Source organism: Phaeobacter sp. JH20_29, assembly GCF_048056175.1.
In the GTDB taxonomy this organism is placed as follows: Bacteria; Pseudomonadota; Alphaproteobacteria; order Rhodobacterales; family Rhodobacteraceae; genus Phaeobacter; species Phaeobacter bryozoorum.
The window spans coordinates 409,493-426,640 of record NZ_JAYMWO010000018.1 but is presented as its reverse complement, the minus strand read 5'-3'; the positions used below and the strand labels follow the sequence as shown (position 1 = coordinate 426,640).

Below are 17,148 nucleotides of genomic sequence, written 5' to 3'. Positions count from 1 at the left end.
CTCAATGCGGCCACCGGCGCCGACGCGGATGTTTGATCCGCTGTTCCAGATTGTCGGCATAGGCCGCCCGTTCGAGCGGGCTCATCGCCACCACCTGATCCAGCCAGGCCGCCTGCACCGAGCGCTGGAACCCATGCCGCCGCTCGGCGTGTTCATCCAGCATTCCGCTCAGCGCCTCGGCATCAAAGGGGTCGGCCCGCAGCAGATCCACCACCTTGCGCCCCTCGGCCTGACGCCGTCCCTGATAGCTGCCGTGCTCGCCTTCTGCCGCTTTGCGCAGGCTACGGCGGGTCTCGACCTCCAGATCCCGGAACAATATCGCGCCCACCGGCGGTGGCATCCCGGCAGCGGCCCTGCCGCCCGCAAACCGCCAGGCGGCCCCGCCCACAATGCCGACAATCACCAGGTTCAGCGCCAGAGAGGCAATCAGAAGCCAGCGCATCCAGCAACGCCGCTCAGGTCTGGGGGGTTCGTTGGTCATTCCATCTCCTCGCTCAGCACCATCGCCAGGTCGTAACTGTCATCCGGCAACGCATCCTCACTCATCTCCAGCCCGGCAAGGCTCACCGGGTCGGGCAGGAACGACGGCGGCGCCAGCCCGATCCACAGCCCCGCCGCGCCCGCCACGCTAAGGCCTCCTAGGGCAGGCCATCCGCCCAGCCCGGCCAACAGATCCCGCAGCCCGGCAAAAATCCGGTCGCGCATATCAGCGGGCTCAGCCGCCAGAACCTCCACAGGCACGCTGCGCTGCAGGATCGCCGCCTGCGTCGCCTGTGCATCGCTCAGGATCGCGCGCTCCAATGCCGGGGGCAGCGCCATCGGTGCGGCGGTTCGCGCCTCGGCAAACAGATCGTCCAGCACCAGCTCCGCAGCTTCCAGCGCCGCCGGATCCAGCTCATGCAGCGCATCATCGCCCATATCCGCGGGCGCAGTTTTTCCAGTTTTATCAACCATCACTATACCCCAGTTCAGCCCGCCGCCCGGCAAGAAGAGCCGCCAGCGCCCGCTTGCCCCGCGCGGTCAGACTTTCGACCGCCTCGACGCTGATGTCCATGATCCCGGCAATTTCCGGGTTCGGCAGATCCTCAATGTGGCGCAGCACCACCGCCTGCCGCTGACGCTCCGGCAGCTGCATCAAAGCCGCCTGCAAAGCATCCTGCCGCGCGCCATCCTGCATCTTCTCTGCGGCGGATTTCGACGGATCGGGCGGATCGGGTATCGCATCCAGATCCACATGCCCCCCGCGCAGGCGGCGCTTGTGATCGATACAGAGGTTCATCACCACACGGTAGAGCCAGGTCGACAGCCGCGCCCGTCCGGGTTCCCAATGTTCCGCCTGTCGCCACAGACGCACCATTGCCTCCTGGGCGATATCCTCGGCCTCGGCCCGGTTGCCCAGAACCCGCATCGCGACCCCTAAGGCCCGAGGCGCCAACCGCGAGGTCAGCAAACCCGCCGCATCGCGGTCGCCCGCCGCAAATCGGATCAGCAAGGCGCCATCGGGATCATCCAACACAGGACCATCCACAGCGCCCGCATCAGCCGCCGCTTTGACGTCAGGCGGTGACATCAGCGGGCCCTCATCACGGGCCCGCTGCAGGGTATCGGCAGAATTATGCACCTCTCGTATCGGATCAGTTCTGTTCCGTCCCGCTGTCCTGCGCCCCGGCGCGCGGTCGGTGACCAGCGCCATGGCGGTCACGGAACTTTGCCCGGGCAGCTTCGAATTCATCCTTGCTGATTGCACCATCGTCATTGGCATCGGCGCGGTCAAACATCTTTCCGATCCGGCGCGGTTTCGGCAACTCATCCAGGCTCAGCGCGCCATCCTTGTTGGCGTCCATCCGCTCCAGCATCGCTGCGGCACGGGTCTTGGCACGGGCCTCGGCAGCCTTTTCCATCTCAGCCAGCGTCAGCTTGCCATCGCCATCCGCATCCGCCGCAGCAAAGCGCGCCTCGCGCAGACCTTCCATCTCGCTCTTGGTGACCTGACCATCACCATTGGTGTCCATCTCCTCAAAGCTCATCCTTGGACCATGCCCGCCCTTGCCCGCAAACCCCGGTTTGGCGATCGCACCGGTGGCCCCGATCAGAGCTCCGACAGCAACAACAGCGGCAATAAAATTGGTATGCTTCATATCTGCGCGTCCTCTTGCAGCAGGCAGCCCCATGCTGCCGATCACAGAAACAAAACGCAGCCCCATCCGGGTTCCGTCGCAAAAACTTCAAAACCGTCGCAGAAAGTTTCAACCGTCCATTGCACTGAAGCACTTGGCAGCGCAGTCTTGCGGCATGCCGACGCACTGTGGCGCACTGCCTCTTTTAACTTATGGGAGAAACGCTCAGATAAGCGGACAAAAGATAGGATTTGTCATGACCGAGTCATCTGTGGCCCTTTCGGCCGATATTCAATCGAACGATCAGGAAGACCGCCCCACCATGCCCGCGGTTCTGCGCGGCTGGCGGTGCAAATGCCCCAACTGCGGCGAAGGCAAGCTGCTGCACTCCTATCTGAAGGTGAACGACAGCTGCTCCAACTGCGGGCTTGATCTCACCCATGCGCGCGCCGATGACGGCCCGGCCTATCTGACCATTCTGCTGGTCGGCCACATCATGGCCCCGCTGCTGCATGTGGTCTATTTCACCTGGCGGCCCGAGCCGATGGTCACCTTCACGGTGTTCTCGCTGGGCTGTTTGCTGTCCTCGCTGTTCCTCCTGCCACGGATGAAAGGCATCGTGATCGCCTATCAATGGGCACGCCGGATGCACGGCTTCGGCAAGGACAGCTGATCCCGAAAATCGACAGGAAGACCCAGACATGAGCAAATCGCCCAGCCCGGCCCAGGCAACCATGGACACCGGCTACGCCGATGCCGCCACTGCCCGCCGGGACACAACACCGATCCGCAACGCCGCGACAATTATCGCCGTGCGCGACCGGATGGGCGACGACCCTCAGGTGCTGATGGGGCAGCGCGGGGCAAAGGCCGCCTTCATGCCCAACAAGGTGGTCTTTCCCGGCGGCGCCGTCGATCCGGGCGACGCCGATGTCCCGCTCGCCAGCGCCCTGCCGCCCCTCTGTCGCGAACGGCTGACGGAGCAGGCGCAGGAGGATCTGCATCACGCTCTTGCCGCCGCAGCCATCCGCGAGCTGTGGGAGGAAACCGGCCTCATCCTCGGGCAGCCCGGCAGCTGGCCGACAGCCCCCACCCCCGACTGGGTCGATTTTGCCGCGACCGGTCATCTGCCTGCCGCCGAGGCGCTGCAATTTGTCTTTCGCGCCATCACGCCCCCCGGTCGCCCGCGCCGCTTTGATGCGCGGTTCTTTCTGGTGGATGCGGCGCATGTCAGCAGCGATATCGACGATTTCTCCCGCGCCTCGGATGAGCTGTCGCACCTGCAATGGATCCCGCTCAGCCAGGTGCGCACCTATGATCTGCCCTTCATCACCGAGGTGGTGCTCGCCGAGGTCACCCGCCGCATCCGCCAGGAAGGCCCGCCCGCAAGCGTGCCGTTCTTTCGCAATGATGATGAATCGAGCCATTTTCTGCGGCTGAACGGCTATCCGATGCCGCAGGACGGCTGACCCCCGGCCAGTTGCCTTGCCCGCACGATCGCTCAGATCGCCAGCAGCAGTGCCAGAATGGACAGGATCAGCAAGCCCATGCCCAGGATTTCCCGGCGCGTGATCTGTTCCCTGAAGAACAGCACCGATGCCAGCAGGGACAACAGCAATTCGATCTGTCCCAGCGCCTTTACATAGGCCGCGTTCTGCAGGGTGAAGGCCCAGAACCAGCAGAAGGATCCCGCCATGCTGGTCAGGCCCACCCAGATCGCCACCCGCCGCGCCGCCCAGACCCGCGCGATTTCGCCCGGCTCCCGCCACTTCAGCCAGACCAGCATGAACAGCGTCTGCAGGCTCACCACAATGGCCAGCGTGACCCCGGCACGAAACGCAGGCGCCAGCGCGTCAAGCTCAAGCGAGGCGGCGCGGTAGCTCACCGCGGAAAAGGCAAACAGCACCCCCGATCCCAGCCCCAGCAGCGACGCCGGACTGGACAGATGCCGCCACCACGGCCCCTTGCTTTCAGGCGTCTTCGACAGCACCAGCACCGCGCAGAGGCCGATGACAATGGCCAGCCAGCCCAGCGGCGTGATCTGATCGCCCAGCACCACCAGCCCCACCAGCGCGGTCTGAATCACCTCGGTTTTCTTGAAGGTGATGCCCACGGCAAAATTGCGCTGGCGAAACAGCGCCACCACGCAGACGGTCGCAAGGATCTGCGCCGTCCCGCCAATGGTGGCAAACACCCAGAACCGCCCGGTCAGCGCGGGCATCCCCTGCCCCGATATCGCCAGATAGGCCAGCAATCCGGCCCAGATCACCGGCGCCGAATAGACAAACCGGGCAAAGGTCGCGCCGGCCGACGACAGCGTGACGCTGCTCAGCACTTTTTGCAGCATGAAGCGAACCGTCTGGAAACTGGCCGCGGCGATAGCGATGGGGATCCACAATGTCATACCGCCCTTATGGGGCGCTATCGGCGCTCTGACCAGATCGGATGTGCCACCGGATCCTTTGCGCGCAGCGCATATCGGCGCAGGACCGCGCCATAAGACGGATAGGCATAGCCTTCGTTGCGCCTTAGAAACTCCGCGCGCCGACTTCGGTACAGCTTCGGCAACGCGTACCAGGGCACCCCCGGATGGCTATGGTGCACCACATGCAGGTTGTTGTTCAGAAACAGAAACCCCAGAACACCGCCCCGCTCGATGATCACCGTGCGCGCCGCCGGGCTGACATGGGCGCGATGCTCCAGAAAGGTGCGGATCTTCAGGATCGCAAGCCCCAGATAGGCCGCCAGCAGATAGGCCCATAGCGGCAGCGCGCTCTGTCCCACCAGCCACAACGTCAGCCCAGCCCCCAAGATATGCAGCAGCCAGTCGCGCAGCACTGCCATGCTCCCGCCCCGGATCAGCCGCCAGTCCGCCACCATAAAACGGATCTGCCCCAGCAGCGGCCCCAGCAGCACCCGCCCCAGAAGCGTGTTGTTCACCCGCAGCAGCAGCCGCGCCGGCAGCCCCAGCCGCCGCCAGCGCGCCGGATCCAGGTAATTGCTTTCGGGATCATCATAAGGATCGGTCAGCCGCTCATCCCGGTGATGCGCCAGATGGGTGTCGCGAAACCGGCCATAAGGAATGGCAAGGTTCAGTGGCAGCGCCATCAGCGCCTCGTTCAGCGCCCTCAGGCGGAACGGATGCCCATGCAGCGCCTCATGACAAAGCGAGGAATGCAACGTGATCAGACAGGCCAGAACCGGCACCGCCAGCCAGACAGATAGAGGTGGCAGCCAGATCAGCGCCGCGCCCCAGACCGCGTAACAGCCGAGCATCAGCCCCAGCGTGCCCCATTCGACCCGCCCCGGATTAAGCACGAAACGGTCTAGGCCAGCGCTGCGGGCGGTATGCGGATCAGACATGCCGCCGCCCCCAGCCCACGCCTGCCCAGACCCGTTCATAGATCACATAGCACAGGAACCCGACGCAGCTGTTCAGGATCGCAAGCCTGCCGCCCAGCCCGGCAGATCCGGTCACCAGCCAGCCAACGCCCGCCATCATTATCAGGCCAAGCAGGTTCCAGATCACCGCCTTCGCCACGGATCGCGCCCGCGTTTCCATCCGCATCCTCCTGTTTTTTTCGGCTCCCCTCAGGCCTACCCCGGCGCGACACGATGCAGAATTCGGAATATGATTAACAAAATTCAGCAACAGTGATAATAATCACCACATGATTGAAATTCTGGACAAACGGCTACGCGCCGAACAGTTCCGCCTGCGTCTCAACCGCGCGCTCAGCGACAGCGGCCTCAGCCAGAGCGCGCTGGCCCGCGCCATCGGCGTCGACCGCTCCACCATCTCGCAACTGCTGACCGACGCCGGCGCGCGGCTGCCGAACGCCCATGTGGTCGGCGCCTGCGCCGCGGCCCTCGGCGTCTCTGCCGACTGGCTCCTCAGCCTTTCGGACCGCCCGGAGAACGCCGCCGATCTGGTGGCCGCCAGCCTGACGATGACCGAGGCCCCCCGCGCTCTGGTGGATGAACGTATCTTTGAATGGCACCAGGAGGCACAGGGCTACAAGATCCGCCATGTACCCGCCGCCCTGCCCGACATGCTGAAAACCCGCGCCCTGCTGGAATGGGAATATGCCCCGCATCTGGGCCGCACCGCCGATCAGGCCATCGGCGCGTCGGAGGATCGTCTGACATGGATGCGCCAATCAGCCTCCGATTATGAAATCGCCATGCCCATCTATGAGCTGGAGAGCTTTGCTCAGGGCGTCGGCTACTATGAGGGGCTGTCGGCAGAGATCCGGCGGGAGCAGCTTACCCACTTTGAACGCCTCTGTGAGCAGCTCTACCCCCGCCTGCGCATCTATCTCTTTGATGCCAAGCGGCTTTATTCCTCACCGATCACCATCTTCGGCCCGCTCCTAGGGGTGTTCTATGCCGGCTCGCATTATCTGGCCTTCCGCGACAAGGAGCGGATTGCCACCTTCACCAGCCATTTCGACAATCTGGTGCGCGAGGCCGATATCACCGCCCGGCAGCTGCCGGGACGGCTCAGAGCGCTCAGCGCCGCGATCAGCAGCGGTTCCACCTAACACCGAGGGCTGCGCCTGCCTTGCAGCCGGGCAGAACATTTCACCGTTGGGCAAGCGTTTCCGCCCGCCACTCCACCGTCACAGCTTCGGGTCCGGATTCTCCGTGTGGCCATCAACCGCAATCACCTGCCCCGATACCAGCCGCGCCGCGTCCGACCCCAGAAAAACCGCCATATTGGCAATGTCGCTGGCCTCGACAAACCGTCCCATCGAGGTGCCGGAGGCATAGCCCGTATAGACCTCATCCCGGGTCATGCCCTTGGCCGCCGCCTCGCGCTCCAGCACCCCTTCCATCCGCGGGCCTTCCACCGCGCCGGGACAGATCACATTGGCGCGGATGCCAAAGGGGCCAAGCTCCATCGCCAGCGTCTTCATCAGCCCGATCACTGCCCATTTGGCCGAACAATAAGGTGCCCGGTTCGGATAACCGTACTGCCCGGCAGTTGAGGATGTCACGATGATCGACCCGGCCTTTGCCGCCTTCATCAAAGGTGCGGCGTATTTCGCCGCCAGAAAGCAGCCCTCCAGATTGACGCTCACGCATTTGCGCCAGTCCTCCAGCGCAATATCCTCGATCAATGCGGTCGGCCCAGCGATGCCCGCATTGGCACAAAGCACATCGAGCCCGCCCCAGGCGTCAGCGATCTCCGCAAACAGCGCCTTGACGCCCGCCTCATCGGTGGCATCCACTGCCGTCGCCCTCCAGCCCTCCGGCACGTCTGCCAGTGCGACGGCGCTCACATCCGTGACCCAGACCTGATGCCCGGCGGCGGCAAAGCCCTCGGCCAGGGCGCGGCCAATTCCTGACCCGCCGGCGGTGATCAGAACCCGGCTCATGCCCTCGGTACTCACCGTGGCGCGCCGATGGCGCGGCCCAGCCCGTCGGGCGCGGGCAGCGCCGCATGAGCCTCGGCCAGCTTCACCAGATTGGCCTCGATATGCGGCGCAGGCGGAGCAGAGCGGCGGGTCGCAAGGTCCACGTGCAGCAGCATATGCTCGCCGGTCGCCAGCAGACGCTCGCCCGAATACATCTCATGCCACAGGTGCATCTTCTTGCCAGCGCCCATGATCACCCGTGTCCGCACCTGGATCGGATCACCCGCGTGCACCTCGTCGATGTGGCGGATATGGGTCTCAGCGGTGAAATAGCTGCCGCCACTGGCGATATACTCCGCATCGCAGCCGATGATCATCATCAGCCGGTCGGTGGACTGCGCGAACGCATCCAGATAGCGGCTCTCGGTCATATGGCCGTTGTAATCGGTCCAATCCAGCGGCACCACGCGGCTCTGGGTCAGAACCGGCTGGCTCAGGTCTTTCAGGTCCCCGATCGCGCGCACCAGCCCGGCCTCGCCCTCGCGGTTCAGGTCATGACTGTTCTGCAGCGCGCCCGCACCCCAGTTGTTTGCGCCCAGCGCCCGCATCATGCCGACCAGGTTGTCATCCCGGTGCCGCTCAAGCTCTCGGATCGAATACTGGCCGGACTGTTCGTCCGACTGGCCCGCGATCAGGTCGACCAGCTCATCGGTGAACTCCGGCACATCCATCAGCTTAGTCCACGGCCAGCTGAGGCAGGGTCCGAACTGCGCCATGAAATGCTTCATGCCCGCCTCGCCGCCCGCCACCCGGTAGGTCTCGAACAGACCCATCTGCGCCCAGCGGATGCCAAAGCCATAGCGGATCGCGTTGTCGATCTCCTCGGTGGTGGCGATACCGTCCTTGACCAGCCACAGCGCCTCGCGCCAGACTGCCTCCAGAAAGCGATCCGCCACATGGGCGTCGATCTCTTTCTTCAGGTGCAGCGGGTACATGCCGATCTCGGTGATGATCGCCTTGGCCCGGTCGACAACACCCGCCGGGTTGGCCCCGGTGGTGACCAGCTCCGCCAGCGGCAGCAGGTAGACCGGGTTGAACGGATGCGCGACCACGATCTGGCCGGGATTCTCGCGCCCGTCCTGCAGCTGCGACGGCTTGAAGCCCGAGGTGGAGGAGCCGATCACCGCATCCGGCGCGCAATGCGCCTGCAGCTCGGCATAAACCTTCTGTTTCAGGTCCAGCCGCTCCGGCACGCTTTCCTGGATCCATGCCGCGCCGTCCACGGCCTCCGCAATGGTGTCATGGAAGGTCAGGCTGCCCTCCGCAGGCAATGCCACATTGCCAAGGCCGGGCAAGCTCCGGCGGGCATTCCCCAGCACTTCGCCGATCTTGCGCTCCGCTTCCGGGTCCGGGTCGAACACCCGCACGTTCCAGCCATTCAGCAGGAACCGCGCGGCCCAGCCGCCGCCGATAACCCCGCCGCCGATGATTGCTGCTGTTTTCATGTCAGAATACTCATCCAAGTCCAGGTCCATAGCGTGGCAATACCGACAAGAAATCCCACGCCTCCTACTTTTCCCGCTGTACTGATTCGCTTGCCGATCAAACCGATCACTGCGCCCGCCAACACCAATGCACCTGCGTTGAAACCGCTTCCCACGAGAAACGCAATTTGCCCATTCTGTTGCCAGCCCTCATGAAGAAATGCCGGAGCGGCCAACGCTGCAGCCATCATGGCGACCGCGGCGGCAAAGTACCTCCATCCGCCATCGCTTGCCTGAAGAAAGGCAGAAAGACCAACAATCCCTGCAAACGGAAGCGTCATTACCAAAACCATGCTGAAATCCCCTTTTTGGTTATGATTCGCATCATTGGGTTTTCGCTGCCAAGTTCAAGCAGGGCCAATTGGCCGGTGCACAGGGGGTGCACAGAGGGTGCACGCAGTCACCCCCGGTTTTGAATGCTTACGTCGCCACCGGTGCGCGTTTCACCAGACCCAGCTGCTCCCGCACGTCCTGCGGCCCCATCACACGGGCCCCCATGTTCTCGATGATGGTGCCCGCCCGTTCGACCAGCTGCCAGTTTTCCGCCAGCTGCCCCTTGCCGAGCCACAGGTTGTCCTCAAGACCCACCCGCACATTGCCGCCCGCCAACACGGAGGCCGCCACATAGGCCATCTGATCGCGCCCCAGCGAGAACGCCGACCAGTCCCAGTCACCCGGCACATTGTTCACCATCGCCATGAAGGTGTTGAGGTCATTGGGCGCGCCCCAGGGGACCCCCATGCACAGCTGGACCAGCGCCGGGCTGTTCAGCACGCCTTCCTTCACCAGCTCCTTGGCGAACCACAGATGACCGGTGTCGAAGGCTTCGATCTCCGGCTTCACCCCCAGATCGGTCATCATCTGGCCCATGGCGCGCAACATGCCCGGCGTGTTGGTCATCACGTAATCGGCCTCGGCGAAGTTCATCGTGCCGCAATCCAGCGTGCAGATCTCCGGCAGGCACTCCGCCACATGCGCCATCCGGGCGGTGGCGCCGATCATATCGGTGCCAGCCTCGCTCAGCGGCAGCGGGTTTTCGGTGTCGCCAAACACCATGTCACCGCCCATGCCCGCTGTCAGGTTCAGCACCACATCGACATCCGCATCGCGGATCCGCTCGGTCACCTCGCGGTACAGATCCAGCCGTCGGCTGGGGGCACCGGTCTCGGGATCACGCACGTGGCAATGCACGATCGCCGCCCCGGCCTTGGCCGCCGCAATGGCGCTTTCGGCAATCGCCTGGGGCGATCTGGGCACATGCGGGCTGCGATCCTGGGTGCTGCCAGAGCCGGTCACGGCGCAGGTGATAAAGACGTTTTTGGCCATATTCAGAGGCATTTTGGTTTTCCCCTCGATGTACAGGGTTGTGCCCGAGTTATCCCCAAGCCTGCCCCCAGATTCCTGTTTGTGTTGCTTTCAACAGTGCCGCAGCCTTGGTGCACCCACTAGTCAACATGCGAATCGAACTTGATGAAATCCGCAAAAAACATCCTCCAGCCCGAGAATCAGCCGCTAAAAACCGCTGTTTTGGTGCTTGATGAGAGCAATACGCTGTCCTTCGCCGCTGCCGTCGATCCGATGCGCGCGGCCAATCGGCTGGCAGGTCGCGGCGCATTCGACTGGGACTATGTCACCGCCACCAGCGAGCCTGCGATGCTGACCAGCGGCCTCTCGGTGCCCGGCATCCCGCTGGCCCGGCTGCAAAGCTGCGAATTGCTGATCGTGATCGCCGGCTTCCAGCTCGCGCGCCATGCGACCCCCAGCCTGCTCGCCGGTCTGCGCCGTCTGGCGGCAGGTGGCGCGACCATCGCGGGCATCGACGGCGGCCCCTGGCTGATGGCCGAGGCCGGCCTGCTGGACGGCCACCCCGCGACGACACATTGGGAAGATCTGGACAATTTCGCCAGCCGCTTTCCGGGCGTGCAAAGCCGCAACGATCGCTTCACGCTCTCCGAGGGGCGGATGACCTCCGGCGGGGCGACCCCGGCGATCGAGATGATGCTGCATATCATCGGCAGCCGTCATGGTGCGGGCTTTGCTTCACGCGTGGCCGGCCTGTTCCTCTACGATGGCCCCGGCTCGACCGAACGGCCACAAAGCCGCCTTGGCAGCTCCAGACATTCCTCGCTCACGGCACGGGCCAACGCCCTGATGGAGGCCGCGCTGGACGATCCCAAACCGCTCAGCGAGATTGCCGAGGAACTGGGAACCAGCACCCGCAGCCTGCAACAGCAGTTCCGCCTGCGGCTGAATACGACGCCGCAGGACCATTATCTGCAACTGCGTCTGGCCGAGGCACGCCGACTGGTGACCGACACCGATCTGCCGATCATGGAGGTCGCGCTGGCCACCGGCTTCAACTCGCAGTCGAGCTTTGCCCGCGCCTTCCGCACCGCCCATGGCATCACCGCGCGCGAACTGCGCCAGACCAGCCTCGCAACCGCCGCAACGCCACGTCTGGCGGCAAGCAAACCGCTGTTCAGCCAAGCCCCCCTGTCGCAGGGCCAGACCTCGCTGCGCCAGAGCGGACCGCTGCCACGGCACTCAACCGGTTCTTACTGACTGAGCCTTTTGCAGATCAGAACGGACGCCCCGGCGGGCGTGCCCGTTCTGCCAGCAGCACCGCCAGATCAATAAGGCATCGGATGGGCGCGATGGGCCGCGTCGATCTCGTCCATCACCTCCGGCGACAGCGTCAGATCATCGCCCGCCAGCGCGTGCTCCAGCTGCGGCAGCGTGGTGGCACCCAGAATGGCCGACGCCATGAACGGCCGGGTATGGCACCAGGCCAGCGCCATATGCACCGGGTCCAGACCATGGCGCGCGGCAATCTCCAGATAGGCGGCTACCGCCGGATAGACCCGCGGCGTATCACGCCCGCCCAGTTCCGGGTTCAGCGTCTTGCGGGAGGCCTCAGGCACCGCACCATCCTGATATTTCCCCGTGAGCAAGCCCGTTGCCAGCGGTGAAAATGCCAGCAGCCCGACGTCCTCATAGGCGCTCAGCTCCGCCAGATCGGTATCGTATAGACGGCACAGCAGCGAGTATTCATTCTGGATCGAGGCCACCCGTGGCCCGCCCATCTCCTCCGCCAGCCGCAGCCAGTGCGCCGTGCCCCAGGCGCTTTCGTTGGACAGACCAAAGGCGCGGATATTGCCCTTGTCCACCTGCGCTTTCAGCGCCTCCAGGCAGCCGGCCATATTGTCCAGCACCTCGGCCCGGTCATCGCCACCCGGATCATACTGCCAGTTCTTGCGGAACATATAGCTGCCCCGATTGGGCCAGTGAAACTGATAGAGGTCGATATAATCCGTCTGCAGCCGCCGCAGCGATCCCTCGACGGTGGCCGGAATGGTCTCTGCGGTGATCGCAGCGCCATCGCGCACCGCCTGCAACCCCTCGCCGGAATGTTTGGTCGCCAGGATGTAATCCCCGCGCCGCCCGCTGCGGGCATTCCAATTGCCGATGATCGCCTCGCTGTCCCCGATCGTCTCGGCGCTGATCGGATTCACCGGGTACATCTCGGCGGTATCCAGAAAATTCACCCCCGCCGCCAGCGCCAGGTCGATCTGCGCATGGGCGTCAGACTCATCCGTCTGGGTGCCAAAGGTCATGGTGCCAAGACAGATACGCGACACCTCCATACCGGTGCGGCCAAGCGGGTTCTTTTTCATTTCGCGCAGATCCTTCGTGTTGCAACTCGCAACAGACCCTAGCCCACCCGCGGCCCAGTGCAACCAGATCGCCTCCGTCGTGCATCAGGGCGTTAACCTTTCATGCACAATCCAGACGTGAAACACGATGGATATGATATGATTAAAATTGTCGCAAATCTAGAAAAGGAGAGTGACAACATGACGTTCTCTATGTCCAAAAGCTACAAAGACCTGATCGCAGAAGCTGAAGCCATCGTGGTGTCGATTTCCCCGGCAGAGGCGGCAGATTTGCATGGCCGTGACGACAGCCTGTTTGTCGACCTGCGGGTAATCCGCGAAGTTGAACGCACCGGCGTCATCCCCGGCGCCCTGTCCTGCCCGCGCGGCCTGATGGAGTTCTGGATTGATCCTTCCAGCCCCTACCACAAACCGGTCTTTGCCGAGGATCGGGCCTTCATCTTCTATTGTGACAACGGATGGCGGTCGGCCCTGGCTGCCAGCACCGCGCTGGAAATGGGATTGCAGCGGGTGGTCTTTTTGAAAGGCGGCTTTGATGCCTGGATCGCCGACGGGGGCGATGCCATCCCTTACAAGTGGTAAATACCGGCTGATACCGGACAAGCGGTGCTTGTCACCCCGCGCAAAACCCGGCAGCCTGTGCCTCTGACAGCCAGAGGGAGCACAGCATGCCGCAAACCATCACAAAAGGCGTCAAGGCGCTCCTTGACGAGGCCAACGCCGTCGTGGACACTATGTCCGTGGAGGCCGCAAAAGAGGCCATCCATGATGACGCCTATGCCTTCATCGACCTGCGCGATATCCGCGAATTGCAGGCCAGCGGCATGATTCCAGGCGCCTTTTCCTGCCCGCGCGGGATGCTGGAATTCTGGATCGACCCGGACAGCCCCTACCACAAACCGGTGTTCAATCAGGACAAGACCTATGTCTTCTACTGTGCCAGCGCCTGGCGCTCCGCGCTGGCCGCCAAGGCGGCGATGGAGATGGGGCTCGGACCGGTGATGCACCTTGAGGGCGGTTTTACCGCATGGAGCAAGGCCGGCGGCGAAATCGCCCAGCGCGACGACTGACCCGCACCCCACCTGCGCCGGAACGACCTGCACCGGAATAACCCGCGCCTGACAGGCCTGCGCGGCAAATCTGCCGCGCCGCTGCACAATACGACATTCCTGACCGGCAAATGTCGGAAACACCCGTGCAATCCCGCGGCGCAGCGGTCATGACTGGCCATTATGCGGATGATGATTTCCTTTGCGGCGCTGTTTCTTTCGGTGATCCTGTTGCAACTGTCGACCGGCGGCGTTGGCCCGCTGGACGCGATCTCTGGCCTGACGCTTGGCTTTGACAAGGAGCAGATCGGCTTTCTCGGCTCGGCGCATTTCCTTGGCTTTTTCGTCGGCTGCTGGTGGGTGCCGCGCCTGATGGGCAATGTCGGCCACAGCCGCGCCTTTGCCGTCTGTACCGCGCTCGGCGCCATGGGGCTGATCGGCCACACCCTGACCGAGGATCCAATGGCCTGGGCCGTGATGCGCATGGCCTCCGGCCTCTGCGTTGCGGGCTGCTACACGGTGATCGAAGCCTGGCTGAACGCCAAGGTCACCAATGAAAGCCGTGGCCGCGCCATGGGCACCTACCGGATCGCGGATCTCTCCGCCTCGCTCGCGGCGCAGCTGCTGATCGCGGTGCTGCCGCCGGCCTCCTACGTGTCCTACAACCTGCTGGCCATCCTCTGCTGTGCCGCGCTGCTGCCGCTCACCATGACCAAGGCGAGCCAGCCGGAGATCCCCGACGCCCCGCGCCTGCGCCCGAAACTGGCCTGGGCCTGCTCGCCACTCGCCGTCGCGGGGGTGATCGTCGCCGCGCTCAGCTCAGCCTCCTTCCGTATGGTGGGGCCGATCTACGGTCAGGAGGTCGGTCTGGAGGTCGGCCAGATCGCCTTCTTCCTCGCCACCTTTGTTCTGGGCGGTGCGCTGGCGCAATATCCGCTCGGCTGGCTGGCCGACAAATACGACCGCCGCTGGGTTCTGATCTGGCTGTCGGTGGTGGCGATCCTGTCCTGTGGCGTCACCATGGCGGCCAGCGGCATGGGCACATTGGCGGTGATGGCCTCTGCCGCCTTCTTCGGTTTTACCACCATGCCGATCTTCTCGGTCTCGGCCGCACACGCTAACGACTTTGCCACCTCGCAGCAGCGCGTCGAACTCTCCGCCGCGCTGATGTTCTTCTACGCCCTTGGTGCCATCGCCTCGCCGCTGATCACCTCGGCGCTGATCGAAAACTACGGTCCCGGCGCGTTGTTTGCCTTTGTCGCCGTGGGCCACCTTGGGCTGATCGTCTTTGGCCTGCTGCGGATGCGCGCCCGCCCCGCCCCCGAGGATCGCACACGCTATGTCTATGCGCCGCGCACCTCCTTCACCATTGGCCGCCTGCTGAAACGCTCCCGCGAGCGCCGCTAGCCCGCCGCGACCCGATACGGGAAAATGGCGGCAAAGCGCACCACGGGGTTTTCGGCGGCAGCGCCATGCGCTAGACGGGCCAGCAGAGCTTTAGTTGGATGGATGATATGGCGCGCTTTCTCATTACCTCGGCGATCCCCTATATCAACGGGATCAAGCATCTGGGCAATCTGGTCGGCAGTCAGCTGCCCGCAGATCTCTATGCCCGCTACCAGCGGGCGCGCGGCCATGAGGTGATGTTCCTCTGCGCCACCGACGAACACGGCACCCCCGCCGAACTGGCCGCCGCCAAGGCAGGCAAGCCGGTGGCGGAATACTGTGCCGAAATGCACGAGGTCCAGGCCGGTATTGCCAAGGGGTTTGGCCTCAGCTTTGACCACTTCGGCCGTTCCTCCAGTGCGCAGAACCATGCGCTGACCCAGCATTTCGCAGGCAAGCTGGCCGAACAGGGTCTGATCCGAGAAGTGACCGAAAAACAGGTCTATTCCCACGCCGACGGCCGCTTCCTGCCCGACCGCTATATCGAAGGCACCTGCCCCAACTGCGGCCATGAGAAGGCGCGCGGCGACCAATGCGAGGAATGCACCAAGCAGCTGGACCCGACCGATCTGATCGACCCGCGCTCCGCGATCTCCGGCTCCACCGATCTGGAAGTGCGCGAGACCAAGCACCTGTACCTCTGCCAGTCGCAGCTGAAGGACCAGCTGGATGCCTGGATCGACTCCAAGAAGGACTGGCCGGTCCTCACCACCTCGATTGCCAAGAAATGGCTGCATGACGGCGACGGCCTTCAGGACCGCGGCATTACCCGCGATCTCGACTGGGGCGTCCCGGTCAAGAAAGGCGATGAAGATTGGCCCGGCATGGAGGGCAAGGTGTTCTACGTCTGGTTCGATGCCCCCATCGAATACATCGCCTGCGCCAAGGAATGGGCCGACGCCAACGGCAAGACCGACGCCGATTGGGAACGCTGGTGGCGCACCGACAAGGGCGCTGAGGATGTGAAATACGTCCAGTTCATGGGCAAGGACAACGTCCCCTTCCACACCCTCTCCTTCCCGGCCACCATCCTTGGCTCGGGTGAGCCGTGGAAGATGGTCGACCACCTCAAATCCTTCAACTACCTGAACTATGACGGCGGCCAGTTCTCCACCTCGCAGGGGCGCGGTGTGTTCATGGATCAGGCGCTGGACATCCTGCCCGCCGATTACTGGCGCTGGTGGCTGCTGAGCCATGCGCCGGAAAGCAGTGATTCCGAATTCACCTGGGAGAATTTCCAGCAATCGGTCAACAAGGATCTGGCCGACGTGCTTGGCAACTTTGTCAGCCGCATCACAAAATTCTGCCGCTCCAAATACGGCGAGGCGGTTCCCGCAGGCAATGACTACGGCGAGGCCGAACAGGCGCTGATTGACGAAATCAGCACCCGCGTCACCGCCTATGAGGGCCATATGGCTGCCATGGATGTGCGCAAATCCGCGCAGGAGCTGCGGGCGATCTGGGTCGCAGGCAATGAATACCTGCAATCCGTAGCCCCCTGGTCCGTCTTCAAAACCGACCCCGATCAGGCCGCCGCTCAGGTGCGTCTGGGGCTGAACCTGATCCGGCTCTATGCGGTGCTGTCCGCCCCCTTCATCCCCGACGCGACCGAGCGTCTGCTGGCCGCCCTTCAGACCGAGGATCGCAGCTGGCCCGACGATGTGGCCGCCGCCCTCAGCGCGCTGCCCGCAGGTCATGCCTTCACCGTGCCGGAGGTGCTCTTTGCCAAGATCACCGACGAACAGCGCGAAGACTGGCAGGAGCGCTTCTCCGGCACCCGCGACTGATCTCAGGGCCGCGCCCCGTGACAAAGACCAAGGCCGCTCCACCGGGAGCGGCCTTTTTCGTCGGATGCGGGCCATTCCACCCGGCACCGCCACCACCCACACCTGCGCGCTGAAAAATATCAAGGCGCGCAAAAAACCTTAATCTGACTAAAAAAGTCAGGTTGACGATTC

The 17,148-nt window shown here is 63.8% G+C and carries 20 protein-coding genes; 8 read left to right on the top strand and 12 right to left on the bottom strand.

All coding sequences use genetic code 11. The features are described 5' to 3' along the window. Window position 1 precedes the first annotated feature (1 nt). From VWZ85_RS16970 to VWZ85_RS16955, 4 genes are all read right to left on the bottom strand, one after another. Entirely contained in the window at window positions 2-481 is a 480-nt protein-coding gene (locus tag VWZ85_RS16970; RefSeq protein WP_416589253.1) for a periplasmic heavy metal sensor, read from the bottom strand. Next, window positions 478-954 carry a hypothetical protein gene (locus tag VWZ85_RS16965; protein WP_416589251.1) on the bottom strand — a complete coding sequence of 159 codons (477 nt, stop codon included), beginning with the start codon at window positions 952-954 and terminating at the stop codon, window positions 478-480. Before VWZ85_RS16965 ends, VWZ85_RS16970 begins: the two co-directional genes overlap by 4 nt. Beyond that, window positions 947-1,570: an RNA polymerase sigma factor gene (locus tag VWZ85_RS16960; protein WP_416540483.1), complete on the bottom strand. Its 624-nt coding sequence runs from the start codon at window positions 1,568-1,570 to the stop codon at window positions 947-949. Before VWZ85_RS16960 ends, VWZ85_RS16965 begins: the two co-directional genes overlap by 8 nt. A 64-nt stretch (window positions 1,571-1,634) precedes the next feature. Further along, complete coding sequence (locus VWZ85_RS16955; RefSeq protein WP_416589249.1) at window positions 1,635-2,138, bottom strand: EF-hand domain-containing protein; 504 nt, start codon at window positions 2,136-2,138, stop codon at window positions 1,635-1,637. Window positions 2,139-2,373: 235 nt separating this feature from the next. Between VWZ85_RS16955 and VWZ85_RS16950 the strand changes: the two genes are divergently transcribed. Next, window positions 2,374-2,790 carry a DUF983 domain-containing protein gene (locus VWZ85_RS16950; protein WP_340544927.1) on the top strand — a complete coding sequence of 139 codons (417 nt, stop codon included), beginning with the start codon at window positions 2,374-2,376 and terminating at the stop codon, window positions 2,788-2,790. A 28-nt stretch (window positions 2,791-2,818) separates the two neighbouring features. After that, window positions 2,819-3,586: an NUDIX hydrolase gene (locus tag VWZ85_RS16945; protein WP_416534784.1), complete on the top strand. Its 768-nt coding sequence runs from the start codon at window positions 2,819-2,821 to the stop codon at window positions 3,584-3,586. Between the two features lie 32 nt (window positions 3,587-3,618). Here VWZ85_RS16945 and VWZ85_RS16940 read toward each other — a convergent pair whose 3' ends face one another. From VWZ85_RS16940 to VWZ85_RS16930, 3 genes are read right to left on the bottom strand one after another with little or no spacing between them, the layout of a single operon-like run. After that, window positions 3,619-4,521 carry a DMT family transporter gene (locus tag VWZ85_RS16940; protein ID WP_340544924.1) on the bottom strand — a complete coding sequence of 301 codons (903 nt, stop codon included), beginning with the start codon at window positions 4,519-4,521 and terminating at the stop codon, window positions 3,619-3,621. Between the two features lie 17 nt (window positions 4,522-4,538). After that, the gene (locus VWZ85_RS16935; protein ID WP_416589247.1) at window positions 4,539-5,480 is read right to left on the bottom strand and encodes a fatty acid desaturase; all 942 of its coding nucleotides are present in this window, start codon (window positions 5,478-5,480) and stop codon (window positions 4,539-4,541) included. After that, entirely contained in the window at window positions 5,473-5,679 is a 207-nt protein-coding gene (locus VWZ85_RS16930) for a DUF2061 domain-containing protein (RefSeq protein ID WP_340544921.1), read from the bottom strand. Before VWZ85_RS16930 ends, VWZ85_RS16935 begins: the two co-directional genes overlap by 8 nt. 109 nt (window positions 5,680-5,788) lie before the next feature. Here VWZ85_RS16930 and VWZ85_RS16925 point away from each other — a divergent pair, with 109 nt between their 5' ends. Next, on the top strand, window positions 5,789-6,661 hold the full coding sequence (locus VWZ85_RS16925) for a helix-turn-helix domain-containing protein (RefSeq protein ID WP_416589245.1): 873 nt from the start codon (window positions 5,789-5,791) through the stop codon (window positions 6,659-6,661). 78 nt (window positions 6,662-6,739) lie between these two features. Here the strand turns inward: VWZ85_RS16925 and VWZ85_RS16920 are convergent, their stop codons facing one another. The 4 genes from VWZ85_RS16920 to VWZ85_RS16905 form a co-directional block, all read right to left on the bottom strand. After that, window positions 6,740-7,498 (bottom strand): SDR family oxidoreductase, encoded by a 759-nt coding sequence (locus tag VWZ85_RS16920; RefSeq protein WP_416589243.1) that lies wholly within the window; start codon window positions 7,496-7,498, stop codon window positions 6,740-6,742. A gap of 11 nt (window positions 7,499-7,509) precedes the next feature. Beyond that, window positions 7,510-8,982: a carnitine 3-dehydrogenase gene (locus VWZ85_RS16915; RefSeq protein WP_416589241.1), complete on the bottom strand. Its 1,473-nt coding sequence runs from the start codon at window positions 8,980-8,982 to the stop codon at window positions 7,510-7,512. Beyond that, complete coding sequence (locus VWZ85_RS16910) at window positions 8,979-9,314, bottom strand: hypothetical protein (RefSeq protein ID WP_416589239.1); 336 nt, start codon at window positions 9,312-9,314, stop codon at window positions 8,979-8,981. The genes VWZ85_RS16915 and VWZ85_RS16910 overlap by 4 nt, the downstream gene beginning before the upstream one ends. Before the next feature lie 127 nt (window positions 9,315-9,441). Then, window positions 9,442-10,359 (bottom strand): 3-keto-5-aminohexanoate cleavage protein, encoded by a 918-nt coding sequence (locus VWZ85_RS16905; RefSeq protein WP_416589237.1) that lies wholly within the window; start codon window positions 10,357-10,359, stop codon window positions 9,442-9,444. 132 nt (window positions 10,360-10,491) lie between these two features. On the opposite strand from VWZ85_RS16905, the gene VWZ85_RS16900 reads away from it, so the two are divergent. Next, complete coding sequence (locus VWZ85_RS16900) at window positions 10,492-11,583, top strand: GlxA family transcriptional regulator (RefSeq protein WP_260114364.1); 1,092 nt, start codon at window positions 10,492-10,494, stop codon at window positions 11,581-11,583. Window positions 11,584-11,651: 68 nt separating this feature from the next. Here VWZ85_RS16900 and VWZ85_RS16895 read toward each other — a convergent pair whose 3' ends face one another. Beyond that, window positions 11,652-12,695, bottom strand: a complete 1,044-nt coding sequence (locus VWZ85_RS16895) for an aldo/keto reductase (protein ID WP_416589235.1) — start codon at window positions 12,693-12,695, stop codon at window positions 11,652-11,654. A 180-nt stretch (window positions 12,696-12,875) separates the two neighbouring features. On the opposite strand from VWZ85_RS16895, the gene VWZ85_RS16890 reads away from it, so the two are divergent. The 4 genes from VWZ85_RS16890 (at window position 12,876) to metG (ending at window position 16,977) form a co-directional block, all read left to right on the top strand. Further along, window positions 12,876-13,277: a rhodanese-like domain-containing protein gene (locus tag VWZ85_RS16890; RefSeq protein ID WP_340544911.1), complete on the top strand. Its 402-nt coding sequence runs from the start codon at window positions 12,876-12,878 to the stop codon at window positions 13,275-13,277. 86 nt (window positions 13,278-13,363) lie between these two features. Next, the gene (locus VWZ85_RS16885; RefSeq protein ID WP_416589233.1) at window positions 13,364-13,765 is read left to right on the top strand and encodes a rhodanese-like domain-containing protein; all 402 of its coding nucleotides are present in this window, start codon (window positions 13,364-13,366) and stop codon (window positions 13,763-13,765) included. 162 nt (window positions 13,766-13,927) lie between these two features. Continuing rightward, on the top strand, window positions 13,928-15,151 hold the full coding sequence (locus VWZ85_RS16880) for an MFS transporter (protein ID WP_340544909.1): 1,224 nt from the start codon (window positions 13,928-13,930) through the stop codon (window positions 15,149-15,151). A 107-nt stretch (window positions 15,152-15,258) separates the two neighbouring features. Beyond that, window positions 15,259-16,977 (top strand): methionine--tRNA ligase, encoded by a 1,719-nt coding sequence (metG, locus tag VWZ85_RS16875; RefSeq protein WP_340544907.1) that lies wholly within the window; start codon window positions 15,259-15,261, stop codon window positions 16,975-16,977. The last annotated feature ends 171 nt before the right edge of the window (window positions 16,978-17,148 follow it).

Coding starts and splice junctions, on each gene's coding strand:
- VWZ85_RS16970 (WP_416589253.1), bottom strand. CDS start 481: ATGACCAACGAACCCCCCAGACCTGAGCGGCGTTGCTGGATGCGCTGG.
- VWZ85_RS16965 (WP_416589251.1), bottom strand. CDS start 954: ATGGTTGATAAAACTGGAAAAACTGCGCCCGCGGATATGGGCGATGAT.
- VWZ85_RS16960 (WP_416540483.1), bottom strand. CDS start 1,570: ATGTCACCGCCTGACGTCAAAGCGGCGGCTGATGCGGGCGCTGTGGAT.
- VWZ85_RS16955 (WP_416589249.1), bottom strand. CDS start 2,138: ATGAAGCATACCAATTTTATTGCCGCTGTTGTTGCTGTCGGAGCTCTG.
- VWZ85_RS16950 (WP_340544927.1), top strand. CDS start 2,374: ATGACCGAGTCATCTGTGGCCCTTTCGGCCGATATTCAATCGAACGAT.
- VWZ85_RS16945 (WP_416534784.1), top strand. CDS start 2,819: ATGAGCAAATCGCCCAGCCCGGCCCAGGCAACCATGGACACCGGCTAC.
- VWZ85_RS16940 (WP_340544924.1), bottom strand. CDS start 4,521: ATGACATTGTGGATCCCCATCGCTATCGCCGCGGCCAGTTTCCAGACG.
- VWZ85_RS16935 (WP_416589247.1), bottom strand. CDS start 5,480: ATGTCTGATCCGCATACCGCCCGCAGCGCTGGCCTAGACCGTTTCGTG.
- VWZ85_RS16930 (WP_340544921.1), bottom strand. CDS start 5,679: ATGGAAACGCGGGCGCGATCCGTGGCGAAGGCGGTGATCTGGAACCTG.
- VWZ85_RS16925 (WP_416589245.1), top strand. CDS start 5,789: ATGATTGAAATTCTGGACAAACGGCTACGCGCCGAACAGTTCCGCCTG.
- VWZ85_RS16920 (WP_416589243.1), bottom strand. CDS start 7,498: ATGAGCCGGGTTCTGATCACCGCCGGCGGGTCAGGAATTGGCCGCGCC.
- VWZ85_RS16915 (WP_416589241.1), bottom strand. CDS start 8,982: ATGAAAACAGCAGCAATCATCGGCGGCGGGGTTATCGGCGGCGGCTGG.
- VWZ85_RS16910 (WP_416589239.1), bottom strand. CDS start 9,314: ATGGTTTTGGTAATGACGCTTCCGTTTGCAGGGATTGTTGGTCTTTCT.
- VWZ85_RS16905 (WP_416589237.1), bottom strand. CDS start 10,359: ATGCCTCTGAATATGGCCAAAAACGTCTTTATCACCTGCGCCGTGACC.
- VWZ85_RS16900 (WP_260114364.1), top strand. CDS start 10,492: ATGAAATCCGCAAAAAACATCCTCCAGCCCGAGAATCAGCCGCTAAAA.
- VWZ85_RS16895 (WP_416589235.1), bottom strand. CDS start 12,695: ATGAAAAAGAACCCGCTTGGCCGCACCGGTATGGAGGTGTCGCGTATC.
- VWZ85_RS16890 (WP_340544911.1), top strand. CDS start 12,876: ATGACGTTCTCTATGTCCAAAAGCTACAAAGACCTGATCGCAGAAGCT.
- VWZ85_RS16885 (WP_416589233.1), top strand. CDS start 13,364: ATGCCGCAAACCATCACAAAAGGCGTCAAGGCGCTCCTTGACGAGGCC.
- VWZ85_RS16880 (WP_340544909.1), top strand. CDS start 13,928: ATGCGGATGATGATTTCCTTTGCGGCGCTGTTTCTTTCGGTGATCCTG.
- metG (WP_340544907.1), top strand. CDS start 15,259: ATGGCGCGCTTTCTCATTACCTCGGCGATCCCCTATATCAACGGGATC.